The following is a 14,567-nucleotide window of genomic DNA, read 5'->3' as shown; positions in this document are numbered from 1 at the left end:
GGAGCCGCAATGACGCACCTCCGTAGCAAGCGCTTGCCGCATCGAGGGAGAACGCTCGCCGCCGTCACCGCCCTGATCGCCTCGTTCGTCGTCGGCGCGTTGAGCCCTGCGGAGGCCGCACAGCCCGGAGGGTCCGCGCCCGGGTCCACCGCGTCCACCGGGTCCGTCGAGGCCGCCAAGGCGTCGGCGGCACCCCGCTGGACCGACCGGCCGCACGGCTTCGCCTCCCTCGACGGCGGGACCACCGGTGGCGCGGGCGGGAAGGTGGTCACCGTCACCGACCAGGCCTCGCTCGCCAGATACGCGTCCGCCGACGAGCCGTACGTCATCCGCGTCGCCGGGGCGATCGATGTCGAGCCCTTCGGCTCGGACATCGTCGTGAAGTCCGACAAGACGATCATCGGCGTCGGTGACACCGGTGAGATCGTCCACGGCGAACTGCATCTCAACCCCGGCACCAGCAACGTCATCATCCGCAATCTGACGATCCGCGACTCCTATGTCGAGGGCGACTGGGACGGCAAGACGACCGACTTCGACGCGATCCAGATGGACACCGTCGACCACGTCTGGATCGACCACAACCGCTTCGAGCACATGGGCGACGGCCTCCTCGACATCCGCAAGGACAGCCGGTACGTCACCGTCTCCTACAACCAGTTCAGGAACCACAACAAGGCCCTCGGCATCGGCTGGACCACCAACGTCAAGACCGAGGTCACCATCGACCACAACTGGTTCACCGGTACGAAGCAGCGCAACCCCTCCGCGGACAACTGCGCCTACGCCCACCTCTACAACAACTACCTCTCGGCGCAGGTGGCCGACGGCGACCCCGTGTGGACGTACGGCAACTGGTCGCGCGGCAGGACCAGGATGGTCATCGAGAACAGCTACTACGACGGGGTGCAGCACCCCTACCAGGCCTACGCCACCGCCGAGTTGGTGCAGCGCGGGTCGATCCTGAAGAACGTCGCCGGACGGCGGGACGCCTGGGGCACGGCTTTCGACCCGAGGGACTTCTACGCCTACCGCCTCGACCCGGCCGCCGCCGTGCCCGCGCTGGTCACCCGCTTCTCGGGCCCGCAGAAGGGCCTCGGCACGAACACCGTGCTGAACGTCCCCGGTGACCACCCGACCGTGCAGGCCGCCGTCGACGCCGTGCCCGACGGCAACGACGGCACGGTCACCATCAGCATCGCCCCCGGCACGTACCGCGCGAAGGTCCTCGTCCCCGCGACCAAGCCGAACCTGGTGCTGCGGGGGACCGGACGGCACCGCTCGGACACCGTCATCGTCCACGACACTCCCGCCGCGTACGGTGGCTCCAACGGCAGCGCCACCGTGCGGATCCTCGCCAGTGACGTGACCGCCCGCAACCTCACCTTCAGCAACGACTTCGACGAGGCCGCGCACGAGCTGAACGGCGAGCAGGCACTGGCGGTGAAGACGACCGGCGACCGGATCGTCTTCGAGAACACGGCCTTCCTGGGCAACCAGGACACGCTGATGACCGACAGCCCCCGGCTCGACGTCATCAGCCGGGTCTACATCCGCGACTCGTACATCGAGGGCGATGTGGACTTCGTCTACGGCCGGGCCACGACCGTCATCGAGCGCTCCCTGATCAAGGCGCTCAGCCGGGGCTCGGACAGCAACAACGGCTACATCACGGCCGCCTCGACCTGGAAGAACAACCCGTACGGCTTCCTGATCACCAGGTCGAAGGTGATCAGCGACGCACCCGCCGGGACCTACCACCTGGGCCGGCCCTGGCACCCGGGCGGCGAACCGAACGCCGTCGCCCAGGTGCTGTTCCGGGAGACCGAGCTGCCCGCCGCGGTCAAGGCGTCGCCGTGGACGGACATGGGTGGGTTCTCGTGGAAGGACGCGCGGTTCACGGAGTACCGGACGTACGGGCCGGGGGCCGCTGCGACCGCCGACCGGCCGCAGCTCGCCGGCTCGGACGCCTCGACCTACACGGTCACCAAGTACCTCGCGGGGACGGACGGCTGGGCACCGCATCGCGCACGCGCCGGCGCCGGCCACTGAGTTCGCCGAGTCCGGCGGGTTCGCCGAGTCCGGCGACTCCGTTCCCGGGGACAGCACAGACCCCCCACAACTTCATAACCCTCGTATCCAGAAGAAGAGAGCCGTTCAATGAAGATCAGCAATCGCAGAAGCAGGCGCGCCGCCGCGGCCGTCGCCCTGGGATCCGTACTCGCGCTGACGGCCACCGCCTGCGGTGACGACGGCAGCGGCGCGGGCGGCGACAAGGGCTCGGAGGGCAGCGGCAAGGGCAAGGTCCTCTTCTGGGACAACAACGGCGGTGTCCGCACCGACATCTGGAAGGAGATCATCGCCGACTTCCACAAGGCCAACCCGGACATCAAGGTCGAGTACGTCGGGATCGCCTCCACCGAGTACCAGTCCAAGGTCGACACCGCCATCCAGGGCGGCGGTCTGCCGGACGTCGGCGGTGTCGGCGCGGCCATGGCCGCCGGGTTCGCCGCGCAGGGCACGCTGGAGCCGCTGGACGACCGGCTCTCCAAGTCCTCCCTGAACGGCAAGCTGAACGAGGCGATGGTCGAGTCGCTGAAGTCCGCCGGCGGCGGCGACGCCCTCTACTCGATCCCCACCTCCGCCAACAACGGTGTCCTCTACTACCGCACCGACCTGTTCAAGGCGGCGGGCCTGCCGGAGCCCACCGACTGGGACAAGTTCTACGCGGCGGCCGAGAAGCTCACCGACAAGGACAAGAACAAGTTCGGCTACACCATCCGCGGTGGCGCCGGTTCCATCGCCCAGGGCCTGGACGCGATGTACGGGCAGTCCGGCATCACCTCGTTCTGGGACGCGAGCGGTGAGAAGACCACGGTCAACGACCCGAAGAACGTCGAGGCCCTGGAGAAGTACGTCGGCCTCTACAAGAAGGTCACCCCGGCCGCCGACCTCAACAACGACTTCACCAAGATGGTCGCCCAGTGGGACTCCGGCACCATCGGCATGCTCAACCACAACCTGGGCTCCTACCAGGACCATGTGAAGGCGTTCGGCGTCGACAAGTTCCGGGGTATCCCGCAGCCGACCGGGCCCGGCGGCAAGCGGGTCCAGGTCTCCAACCCGGTCGACGGGCTCGGGCTGTTCAAGAGCTCGAAGAACAAGGAAGCGGCCTGGAAGTTCATCGAGTTCGCCACCTCGCACGAGGAGAACTCCAAGTTCAACAAGTCGGCGGGGCAGGTGCCGTCGAACAACGACGCCGCGAAGGACAGCTGGATCTCCGAGGCGGAGCCGACGAAGCTGGCCGCCGCCGCGCTGACCGACGGGTCGACGACGATCGTGCAGTTGCCGTACTACCTGCCGGACTGGAACACGATCTCGAAGACCGACAACGAGCCGGCCTTCCAGAAGGTGATGGACGGGCAGAGCAGCGCGAAGGAGTTCCTGGACTCGCTGGCCGATCAGCTGAACAAGGCTCAGGCCGAGTGGAAGGAACAGAAGGGCTAAGAGCTCGGTCCGGTTCATCCGTGGCCGGCCGCGGGTTCGGTGTGGCTGGTCACGCCCACGCGGCGGAGCCGCATATGTCACAGCCCCGCGCCCCTTTTGGGGCGCGGGGGTAACCCCTGTTGAGAAAGGCACCCGCACGTGTCACTTACTCGCAGACAGGTCACCGGTGCGGCTCTCGCCGCTGTTCCGCTCGCCGTTGCCGCCGGCGGGCCCGCGTCCGCCGCGGGGGTGCGGCGGGAGCGGACCGTGTTCATCGCCGGTGACTCCACCGCCGCGCAGAAGTACGCCGACGCCGCGCCCGAGACGGGGTGGGGCATGGCACTTCCGTTCTTCCTGCGGTCGGGGCTGAAGGTCTCCAACCATGCCGTGAACGGCCGCAGTTCGAAGAGCTTCATCGACGAGGGGCGGCTCGACGTCGTCCTCGCGGCGATCCGGCCCGGGGACTTCCTCGTCGTCCAGTTCGGGCACAACGACTCCAAGATCGCCGATCCCACGCGGTACACCGAGCCGTGGACGACGTACCAGGACCATCTGCGCCAGTACGTCGACGGGGCGCGGGCGCGGGGCGCGCGGCCGGTGCTCGCGACCTCCGTGGAGCGCAGGAAGTTCGACGCGAGCGGCAACGCGGTGCCGACGCATGGCGACTATCCGGCAGCGGCGATCGCTCTCGCCGCGGAGGAGGGGGTCGCGCTGCTCGACATCCAGGCGCTGTCGATCGCGTTGTGGCAGAGGCTCGGGGTCGAGGAGACCAAGAAGTACTTCAACTGGACCGGGACCGAGCAGGACAACACGCATTTCAATCCGCCGGGGGCGATCGCCGTGGCGCGGCTGGTCGCTGGTGAGTTGGTGCGGCGGCGGGTGCTTTCCCGCGCCGATGTGCGGCGTTTGGACGAGGAGATTCCCGAGTCCTGGATCACGTGGCCGGCGGTGTAGTGGTCCGTTCGTAGGTCGGTTGTCGGCCGCGGGTTCGTCGTGGCTGGTCGCGCAGTTCCCCGCGCCCCTTTCCGGGCGCGACATCTCCCTTTGCTGTGAAAGGAACCGTATTCATGCGTCCTCGTTTCTGGCATGCCCATGTCATGACAGCTGTCGTCGGCTGCACCGCTCTCGTGCTCGGTGTCACCGGGACCGGAGTGGCCTCCGCCGCCGATCGTGATCTCGGTCGTGCGGTGCTCGGTGCCGGTGACGGCTGGGGCTCGGCCGAGGGGGGCACCACCGGTGGCTCGGCCGCCGACGCCTCGCACGTCTACACCGTCACCACGTGGGCGCAGTTCAAGGCCGCGCTGGCGGACGGTGGCAGCGCGCCGAAGATCATCAAGGTCAAGGGCATGATCGACGCCGTCTCCGAGGGCTGCGAGGCCTTCGTCACCGGCGGGTACGACCTCCAGCAGTACCTCAAGGACTACGACCCGGCCGTCTGGGGCAACGACGAGGTCGCCAGCGGCCCGCAGGAGGACGCGCGGGTCGCGTCCGCCGCCAAGCAGGACACGGAGATCAAGGCCAACGTCCCGAGCAACACCACGATCGTCGGCGTCGGCAAGAACTCCGGCATCCTCGGCGGGAGCCTGCAGATCAAGGGCGTCTCGAACGTCATCATGCGCAACCTCACCATCGAGGCCCCGCTCGACTGCTTCCCCAAGTGGGACCCGACCGACGACAACCGGACCGGCAACTGGAACTCCGAGTACGACGCCGTGGTCGTCTACGGCACCGACCATGTGTGGCTCGACCACAACACGTTCACCGACGGGCGCTACCCCGACAGCGAGCGGCCGGTCTACTTCGGCAAGGTCTTCCAGCAGCACGACGGCCTCACGGACATCGTGCGCGGCTCCAACTACGTGACCGTGTCCTGGAACCGCTTCCAGAACCACGACAAGAACATGCTCATCGGCAACGGCGACGGCCTCGCCTCCACCGACGGCGGCAAGCTCAAGGTCACCATGCACCACAACCGCTTCGACGGGATCCTCCAGCGCTCCCCGCGCGTGCGGTTCGGACAGGTCGACGTCTACAACAACCACTACGTGGTCAACGAGCGGCAGAAGGACGACTACTACATCTTCGGTGTCGGCATCTCCTCGCAGCTCCACGCCAGCGACAACGCGATCTCCCTGCCGGCGGGCGCGAGTGTCGGCAAGGCCCTGAAGAAGTGGAACGACTCCCCGCTCACCGCTCAGAACAACTACGTCAACGGCAGGCTGACGGATCTGATCGCCGTCCACAACGCCGAGATCCCGTCGGAGATCCTGCGGTCCGGCGCCGGGTGGACGCCGACCCTGCGGACCAAGGTCGACTCGCCGCGTGCCGTGCCGGGCATCGTCGCGGGTGGCGCGGGCGCGGGGAAGGTCTGCTGATGGGCGGTTCCGGCCAAAGATTCGGCAGGCGACCGGTCTCCGGCCGACCGTTCGCCAGACGGTCCTTCCTCGCCGCGGGCATCGGCACCGCGCTCACGCTGGGGGCCGCACCGTACGCCCGAGCCGCCCGTGGCCGCTCACCCTTCGGCCGCTACGGTTCGCCCTCCGCCCGGCTCAGCGCCCTGACCCTGTACGTCGACGCCACCGGCGCCGGTGACTACACCACCGTCCAGGCCGCCGTGACCGCCGCGAGCAGCAGCGGATACACGCTGGTCATCGCGCCGGGCGTCTACCGGGAGACGGTCGCCGTCGGTGTCGCCCGTACGGAGATGACCTGGATCGGGGCCTCCGGGAACGCCCGGGACGTGGTCGTCGTGTACGACAACGCGGCCGGCACCCCGAAGCCCGGCGGCGGCACCTACGGCACCACCGGGTCGGCGACCACCCTCGTGCAGGCCGGCGGGTTCACCGCGCGGGACATCACCTTCGCCAACGACTGGCTGCGCGCCGACCATCCCGAGATCACAGGGACACAGGCCGTCGCCATCAAGGTGCAGGGCGACCGGTCGGCGTTCCTGCGGTGCCGGTTCCTCGGGCACCAGGACACGCTGTACGCCGACTCGATGGCGCTCGGCACCTTCGCCCGGCAGTACTTCCGGGACTGCTATGCCGAGGGGGACGTGGACTTCGTCTTCGGGCGGGCCACGGCCGTGTTCGAGCGCTGCCACTTCCACACGCTGACCAGGACCGATCTGACGTCCGCCCCGTACGGCTTCGTGTTCGCGCCCTCCACCGCCGGTGCCAACCCGCGCGGCTATCTCGTGACCGGCGGCCGGATCACCAGCGGGGCCCCGGACGCCTACTACAAGCTGGCCCGCCCCTGGGTGCCCAGCTCGGACACCACCGCCCGGCCGATGCTCACCGTGCGCGAGACCCGCCTCGGGGCCGGGATCGACGCGGTCGCGCCCTACACCAACATGTCGTCGGGCTTCCCCTGGCAGGACCAGCGGTTCGCCGAGTACCGCAACACCGGGCCGGGCGCCGTCGTCTCCGTACCGGAGAACCGGCCCCAACTCACGCGCACGGAAGCCGCGTCGGCCACCCGTGAGGCGTACCTCGGCGACTGGACCCCGTGGGAGAGGTGCTGAGATGCGCCGACGCACGCTGCTCACCGGGATCGCCGGTGGCCTGGTGGGGGCCGGCGCGACCCCCGCCCTCGCTCACGGCGGCGGTCATACCCGCCGGGTCCTGCACGTCCGGCCCGGTGGGTCCGTCCAGGCCGCCGTGGACGCCGTCACCGGTCCCGGGTGGACGATCGTCGTCCACCCGGGGACGTACCGCGAAGTCGTCAACATCCAAGCGAACAAGGGGGAGTTGACCCTGCGCGGCGCGTCCCGCGACCCCCGCGCCGTCGTCGTCGTGTTCGCCCGCGCCAACGGCACCCCGAGGCCCGAGGGCGGCACCTACGGCACCGCGGGCTCCGCCACCTTCACCTCGGCGGCGCCCGGCCTGACAGTGCGCGATCTGACCCTCGCCAACGACTGGCTGCGCGCGGACCATCCGGACTACACGGGGACGCAGGCGGTCGCCGCCTATGTCACCGGGGACCGGTCGCACTTCGAGAACGTCCGGTTCCTCGCCCACCAGGACACCCTGTTCGCGGACACCACCGCGCTCGACGCCTTCGACCGGCAGTACTACCGGCACTGCTACATCGAGGGCGACGTCGACTTCGTGTTCGGGCGGGCCCGGGCCGTCTTCGACTCCTGCCACTTCCGCACTCTCCGGCGGGAGGTGTCGTTCACCCCCAAGGGCATGGTCTTCGCCCCCGCCACCGCCCGCGCCAACCCCTACGGCTTCCTCGCCCTGCGCGGCCGGATCACCTCCGGCGCGGAGGACGCCGCGTACAAGCTCGCCCGGCCCTGGGTGCCGTCGTACGAGACGACCGCCTGGCCCTCGCTGGTCGTGCGGGACACCTGGATCGGCCCCGGGATCGACGCGGTCGCCCCGTACACCAACATGCGCGAGACCTATCCCTGGCAGACCATGCGCTTCCGCGAGTACGCCAACTCCGGTCCGGGCGCGGTGATCCCGGTGCCGGAGAACCGGCCTCAGCTGACAGCCGCCGAAGCCGGGGCGCACACGCGGCGGACGTATCTCGGGAACTGGAGGCCCTATGGCCGCCCATGAACCGGTGGGGCGGCGGGCCTTCGTGGTGGGCGCGGGAACGGCGGCCCTCCTCGGCGGCGCCACGGCCGGATCCGCCGAGGCGGCGGCACCCCTGACGGCTGCCGCCGCGACACCCCTCGCCCCGGGCGCCACCCTCCCCGACTTCCACCCCCTCCTCAAGGACGAGCTCCGCTTCCCGCTGGCCTGGGGCACCTCGCCGATCCGCGACTTCCGTACCTGGCGGCGGGTGGCCCGGGCGAAGGTCGAGGAGCATCTGTTCGCCGGTCGGGACGACACCCCGTACGAACCCGAGTTCGGCGGGCAGCGCATCGAGGACGACGGCTTCACCCGGGAGCTGGTCACCTTCTCCCTCTCCCGGTACGGCCGGGTGCGGGGCGCCCTGCTCACCCCGCACGGCAGCGGCCCGTTCCCGGCCGTGCTCCTCCTGCACGACCACGGCGCCAGGTTCGACATCGGGAAGGAGAAACTGGTCCGGCCCTGGTACGACGACACCCGTCTTGCCTCCGCGCGGGCCTGGGCCGACCGGTACTTCAGCGGGCGTTTCGTCGGCGACGACCTGGCCCGGCGCGGTTATGTCGTCCTCGCCGTGGACGCGCTCGGCTGGGGCGACCGGGGACCGGTCACCTACGAGGAGCAGCAGGCCCTCGCGAGCAACCTCTACCACCTGGGCTCGTCGCTCGCCGGGCTCATGGCCAGGGAGGATGTGCGCGCGGCGGCGTTCCTGGCCGGGCTCGACCGGGTGGACCGGCGCCGGGTCGCGGCCCTCGGCTTCTCGATGGGCGCGTTCCGGGCCTGGCAGACGGCCGCGCTCAGCGACGACATCGCGGCCGCCGTGAGCGCCTGCTGGATGACCGGCCTCAAGGAGGTCATGGTCCCCGGCAACAACATCCTGCGCGGCCAGTCCTCCTACTACATGCTCCACCCCGGGCTCGCCCGGTACCTCGACTTCCCCGACGTGGCGAGCATCGGCGCCCCCAAGCCGATGCTGTTCCTCGACGGCGGCCAGGACGCCCTCTTCACGAGCGAGGGCATCCGGGTCGCGCACGAGAAGCTGCGCGCCGTCTGGCGCTCACGCCACGCAGGGGAGCGGTTGCGGCTGAGGACCTGGCCCGAGCTGGGCCATGTGTTCACCGCGCCCATGCAGGACGACGCCTTCACATGGCTGGACGCCGTCCTGTAGCACGTCCGTTTTCGTCCGTCCCCCTCTGTGTCACGACGAAAGGACCCGCACACCATGCGTCGTACGAGGCTCTCGCTCACCGCTCTCGCCACCGCCGCCGCGACCGCCGCCGGCCTCGGCGTCCTGGCGACCCCCGCCCAGGCCGCCACCGTGGTCGTCAGCAACACGACCGACCTGTCCAACGCCATCAAGAACGCCACCGCCGGCACCGTCATCCAGGTACGCGGCGGCACGTACTACCCGACGGCGACCCTCCAGTCGACGGCGAACGGCACGTCCTCCAGCCGGATACAGCTCCAGCCCTACGGCTCCGAGACCGTGAAGATCGACGGCTCGAACCTCCCCGCCGGCGGCTGGATCTTCAAGCTGACCGCCGACTACTGGACCGTCTCCGGCATCACGTTCCAGAACTCCCCGGACAGCGCGGTCGTCTGCCAGTCGTGCGCCTCGACGGTCTGGGACAACATCAAGACCATCAACGGCGGCGACTCCGGCTTCACGCTCACCGGCGACAGCACCACCAACAACACCGTCCGGAACATCGACTCCTACGGCCACTACGACCGGGCCAACCACGGGGAGAACGCCGACGGCATCGCCGTGAAGTTCGGCTCCGGCGGCGGCAACCTCATCACCGGGGCCCGCCTGTACAACAACTCGGACGACGGTCTGGACTTCTGGTCCTACTCCTCGCCCGTCACCGTCGAGCACACCTGGGCCATGGGCAACGGAAAGAACCGCTGGTCCGACTCCGCGTTCGCGGGCGACGGCAACGGCTACAAGCTGGGCGGCGACGGCGAGACCGTGGCCCATGTCATCAACAACTCGGCGGCCTGGGACAACGCGGGCAACGGCTTCACCGAGAACAGCAACAAGGGCGCCATCGTCATCAACCGCACCACCGCCTACGCCAACGCCAAATGGGGCTACTACTTCGCCACCGGCGCGGCCCGCCTCGGCAGGAACCTGGCGGTGAGCAACAGCGGCGGCTCGGTCAACAAGGGCTCGTCGGTCGTGTCGTCCGGCAACAACTGGGACTCGGGCGTCTCGACCCCGGCCTTCCGCTCCACCAACGCCTCGACGACGTTCAACGCCCGTTCGTCGAGCGGCACGCTGCCCGCGACCACCTTCCTGACCACGGGCAGTACGACGATCGGCTCGACGATGAACTGACGATCGGCGCGGTGCTCGTCGGCACGCCGGGCAAAACGATTCTGTCGACAGGGAGCCGGTTTCACCCCACACAGTGTTGCGCGACGAACAGCACCTGCGCACCTGAGTGGAGTGGTCCTCGTGGTCGGTAATCCTCGCCCGCTGATCCTGATTCGCGGATTCGGCGGCCCCGGTGTGTCGGACGAGCGGCGTGACGCCTATCAGGGATTCAACAACGGCACCGTCTACGGAAAGCGCTACGGCGAGAACTACATCTACGAGGGATTCGTCCTGCGCGCCCTCAAGTCGAAGCTCCACCCGTACCGGGACGCCACCAACGTGGTCGGCTACTACGAGGAGGACCAGGAGCCCAGGCCGGGAGAGCAGAGCGGATGGCCCGCTCATCTGCTCAAGGGCACGATGGTGGTGGACGTCCCCATGGCGCGCGAGGTACTGGGCCAGGGCGCCCTGGGAACCCTGTGGATCTACCGCTACTACGACCTCGTCCCCCGGACGATCGACCGTTTCGGGGAAGGGCTCGTCCGGCTCATCGAGATCATCCGGCACGGCATGCGGCCGGACGAGGAGTTCACCGGTGTGGACATCGTCGCGCACAGCATGGGTGGCCTCGTCACCCGGGCCGCCCTGACCCGGCTGGGGGACAGCAGCGCGGACCTCGTCCACCGCATCGTCACCCTGGGCACACCGCACCGGGGAATCGCCTTCCAGTACATGCCCGACGCGCTGGTCAAGTGCCTGCCCGACGCGGTCGCGGACGAGATCGCCGCCTTCGACCCGGACCGCACGGACATCCGGGCCATCCCCTTCCCCGTCAGGAGAATCCTCACGGTGGTCGGTACGGACCACCGTTCCTACAGCGCCAAGCTCGCCACCCTGGGCAATCGCATCTCGGGCCTGCTCGACGAGGGCACACTCACCTACAACCGCAGCGACGGCCTGGTCAAACAGTCCTCCGCACAGATCCCGGGCGCTCCCCGGACCTTCGTCCACAAATGCCACGGCGGCAACGACTCCCTGGTGACATCGCGCGAGGCGTACGAGATCGCCATGCGCTTCTTCCACGGCACCCACCACGTACAGCTGCGACTGGACAAGGCCGAGGTGACACGGGGCCGGGACCTCTTCGGCCGCAGCGAGTTCTATTTCGGGGTGTCCGTCAAACCCCGGTTCCTCGACTTCGACCTGTGCCATCAGAGCAGCGAGGCCGAGAACTACTACGGCCCCTTCCGCAAGGACGACTTCAGCGACGATCTGCCCGATCTCGCCGAGGAGTTGAGCAAGCCGCTCGCGGTACCGGGTGACGCCACCACCGGCTGGGCGGACGGGAACCGGCTGATCTGGGAGGGCTGGGTCGACGCCGCGGCCAAACCCGAGCGAGCGGGGGACCGGAGCGTGGTGCTCCGCCTCGACGTCCAGGTGTACGAGCGGGACAGCCTCGGCATCGGATTCTCCGACAACCTCGTCTTCCGCAAGCAGTACTACGTCCAGGCGGTGCCCGGCGGCGAGGAGAAGTGGTCGCTGTACCTCCACACCGGCGAGCGCTTCCTGGCGCCAGGGGTGAGCACCGAGGAAGGGCGCGCCGCCGCGGAGGACGACAAGGTCTCGGAGGTGTGGCCGATGAGGCCCACCGGCGAGGGTGGGCCCGGCACCTGGGCCTTCGAAGTCGGAGGGACCGGCTTCAGGGCGGACCTGCTGCTGACGGTGACCAAGGAACCGACTACGGGCGCCGCACAGGCCTGATCGACTCCAGGGTCGGCACCACCGGCCGGATCGTCCCGTCGGCCGCGAACTCCATACGGTCGATGGTCGTCTCCCGGTGTGTGCCGTCCCCGCCGGACTTGCCGGGGCCGTTGAGGGCGAACCGGTGGTAGACCATGTACCAGTCGTCCGTGCCCGGCGCGTTCACCACCGAGTGGTGGCCGGTCGCCTTGATGCCGTACTCGGGACGCTTGGACAGGATCGTGCCCCGCTTGGTCCAGGGGCCCAGCGGGGACGGTCCGGTCGCGTACGCCACGTGGTAGTTCTCGCTGCCGGTGTCGTCCTCGGACCACATGAAGTAGTACGTGCCCTTGCGCTTGATCACGAAGGAGCCCTCCCGGTAGTTGTCCGGGGTGATGTCCTTCACCTGGGTCGCGTCGAACGACAGCATGTCGTCGTTCAGCGGGACGACGTACCCGTGCATGTTGCCCCAGTAGAGGTACGCCCGCCCGTCGTCGTCGACGAAGACCGACGGGTCGATCGCCTGGCCGCTGTACTGGCCCTTGGCGACCAGGGGTTCGCCGAGGGCGTCCTTGAACGGGCCGGCGGGGGAGTCCGCGACCGCGACGCCGATGTTCCCCTCGGCGCAGAAGTAGAAGTAGTACTTGCCGTCGCGTTCGGCGATGGCCGGGGCCCAGGCGTTCTTGTCGGCCCAGGTCACGTCGGGGCCGAGGTCGAGGATCGGACCGTGGTCCTTCCAGTGGACGAGGTCCTTGGAGGAGAACGCCTTGAACCGCGTGCCGCTCCAGCCGGGGAAGCCGTCCGTGGTCGGGTAGATCCAGTAGCGGCCGTTCATGTACTTCACGTCGGGGTCGGCGTAGAGCCCCGGCAGGACGGGGCTGCGGGTCGGCACCGCCTCGACCGTCCAGACGCGCTTCGTGCCGTCGGCCGCCGTGACCGTGTACTTCTGCGGCTTGCGGAAGTCACGGCGCGTGCCCGACCTCGGGCTCACCTTCGCGCCCTCACCGAGCCACACCTTCGGCGCCAGCCGCCGGAGATCGGCGTCGGGCTCCATCGGCAGGACGACCTTGTCCGCGTCCTCGGTGACGATCGCGTAGCCCTCCTGGTCCTTCGCGGTCACGTCCACGACCGAGGCGGGGCTCACCGGGTAGGCGGCCAGCAGCCGGTCGTACTCCTGCCGCGTCACCGGGATGACCGTGCCGTGCCGGGGGCTCGCGGGCAGCTGGTAGTTCTTCGACGGGGTCCACTTGCCGGAATCGAGGTCGGTGGTCTCGAAGGGGAGGTAGCCCCGGCCGCCGTACTCGTCGATGAACAGGTACCACTTCTCCTCGGTGTTCGACTTGAACACCGTCGGCCCCTCGCCCCGGTCCATGGCGCCGTTGCCGATGCAGTCCGCGACGAAGTCGTACTTCGTGGAGGTCAGCGACGTCGACTTCTCACCCGTGATGAACTTCGCGCAGGGACTGGAGGAGGTGGGGTCCCGCTCGTCCTTGGTGTAGCGGTAGTACGTGCCGTCGTGCTGGACGACGGTCGAGTCGATGACCGAGTAGCCCGGGTCGTTCCAGACCTTCGGCTCGCTGAAGGTACGGAAGTCCTTCGTCGTCGCGTACAGCATCTTGTTGTACGTCGAGTCGGTGTGGTCCGGGTCGTCGTCGGAGTACAGCTTCGACGCCCAGAAGACGACGAACTCACCGAGGCTGTCGTCCCAGTACGCCTCCGGCGCCCAGGTGTTGCCCGCGTTGTCGGGCGAGACCTTCACCAGGCGCTGGTCGGTCCAGTGGACCAGGTCGGTGGACTCCCAGACCATGATCGACTTGCTGCCGTGCCGCTGGACCTGGTCCCAACTGCCGCTGCTGTTGCGGTACATGCGCAGATCGGTCGCGATCATGTAGAACTTGTCGCCCTCGGGGGAGCGGATCACGAACGGGTCGCGCAGGCCCTTCTCACCGATGGTCGAGGTGAGGACCGGCTTGCCGGCGTTCAGCTCCCGCCAGTGCAGCGCGTCGTTGCCACGGCTGAGGGCGTAGCGGATCTGCTCTCCGTCCGCCGTGCCCTCACCGGTGAAGTAGGCGAAGAGATAACCGGCGTACTTCGTTCTCTGCGACGTGGACTGTGACGAGTCCCGTGGTTCGGTCTTGGCCGCCCCCGGTGGAGCGGCCAACAGGCCGAGGAAGAGGGCCAGGAGGGGAAGCAGGAGCGTACGGGCGGTGGGGCGCATGACACATCCTGTGGGAGTCTGATGGATTCTGTTGGGTGAGTTGCTCTCGGAGTTTCATCAGTGGGGTTCAGCGCGTCAATCGGTGTGCGTGTGAAGACTCCGAGCGAAACTTTCGAACGCTTTCGCATGGACACGGCAACCCTTTCCGGCCGGGCGGCGACCAGTGATCAGAAGCGGGTCGGGGCGGCCCCTCCGGCCCGCTTCGTTCCTCGTCTCCCCGAGACGC

10 protein-coding genes are annotated in these 14,567 nt (G+C 68.8%); 9 read left to right on the top strand and 1 reads right to left on the bottom strand.

The window, feature by feature from the left end; all coding sequences use genetic code 11:
- Window positions 1–9: 9 nt before the first annotated feature.
- The 9 genes from ABT147_RS21460 to ABT147_RS21420 all read left to right on the top strand — a co-directional run bounded on the left by ABT147_RS21460 (window position 10) and on the right by ABT147_RS21420 (window position 12,144).
- Window positions 10–2,052, top strand: coding sequence for a pectinesterase family protein (locus tag ABT147_RS21460; protein ID WP_351408424.1), 2,043 nt, complete (start codon window positions 10–12; stop codon window positions 2,050–2,052).
- Between the two features lie 108 nt (window positions 2,053–2,160).
- Window positions 2,161–3,507: an ABC transporter substrate-binding protein gene (locus ABT147_RS21455; RefSeq protein WP_351408422.1), complete on the top strand. Its 1,347-nt coding sequence runs from the start codon at window positions 2,161–2,163 to the stop codon at window positions 3,505–3,507.
- Window positions 3,508–3,645: 138 nt separating this feature from the next.
- Window positions 3,646–4,440, top strand: coding sequence for a rhamnogalacturonan acetylesterase (locus ABT147_RS21450; protein WP_351408420.1), 795 nt, complete (start codon window positions 3,646–3,648; stop codon window positions 4,438–4,440).
- 113 nt (window positions 4,441–4,553) lie between these two features.
- On the top strand, window positions 4,554–5,861 hold the full coding sequence (locus ABT147_RS21445) for a pectate lyase family protein (RefSeq protein WP_351408418.1): 1,308 nt from the start codon (window positions 4,554–4,556) through the stop codon (window positions 5,859–5,861).
- Window positions 5,861–7,009 (top strand): pectinesterase family protein, encoded by a 1,149-nt coding sequence (locus tag ABT147_RS21440; protein ID WP_351408416.1) that lies wholly within the window; start codon window positions 5,861–5,863, stop codon window positions 7,007–7,009. The genes ABT147_RS21445 and ABT147_RS21440 overlap by 1 nt, the downstream gene beginning before the upstream one ends.
- Window position 7,010: 1 nt before the next feature.
- On the top strand, window positions 7,011–8,051 hold the full coding sequence (locus ABT147_RS21435) for a pectinesterase family protein (protein WP_351408414.1): 1,041 nt from the start codon (window positions 7,011–7,013) through the stop codon (window positions 8,049–8,051).
- Window positions 8,038–9,231 carry a dienelactone hydrolase family protein gene (locus ABT147_RS21430; protein WP_351408412.1) on the top strand — a complete coding sequence of 398 codons (1,194 nt, stop codon included), beginning with the start codon at window positions 8,038–8,040 and terminating at the stop codon, window positions 9,229–9,231. The genes ABT147_RS21435 and ABT147_RS21430 overlap by 14 nt, the downstream gene beginning before the upstream one ends.
- 54 nt (window positions 9,232–9,285) lie before the next feature.
- Window positions 9,286–10,404 (top strand): right-handed parallel beta-helix repeat-containing protein, encoded by a 1,119-nt coding sequence (locus ABT147_RS21425; protein ID WP_351408410.1) that lies wholly within the window; start codon window positions 9,286–9,288, stop codon window positions 10,402–10,404.
- A 120-nt stretch (window positions 10,405–10,524) separates the two neighbouring features.
- Complete coding sequence (locus tag ABT147_RS21420) at window positions 10,525–12,144, top strand: esterase/lipase family protein (RefSeq protein ID WP_351408408.1); 1,620 nt, start codon at window positions 10,525–10,527, stop codon at window positions 12,142–12,144.
- Here the strand turns inward: ABT147_RS21420 and ABT147_RS21415 are convergent.
- Entirely contained in the window at window positions 12,122–14,341 is a 2,220-nt protein-coding gene (locus ABT147_RS21415) for a glycoside hydrolase family 43 protein (RefSeq protein WP_351408406.1), read from the bottom strand. The genes ABT147_RS21420 and ABT147_RS21415 overlap by 23 nt on opposite strands.
- Window positions 14,342–14,567 lie beyond the last annotated feature (226 nt).

Origin of the sequence: Streptomyces sp. NPDC001868 (genome assembly GCF_040297125.1) — a bacterium.
GTDB lineage: Bacteria > Actinomycetota > Actinomycetes > Streptomycetales > Streptomycetaceae > Streptomyces.
Note: the sequence above shows the minus strand (reverse complement) of the source record. Positions and strands in the feature narration are given on the sequence as shown.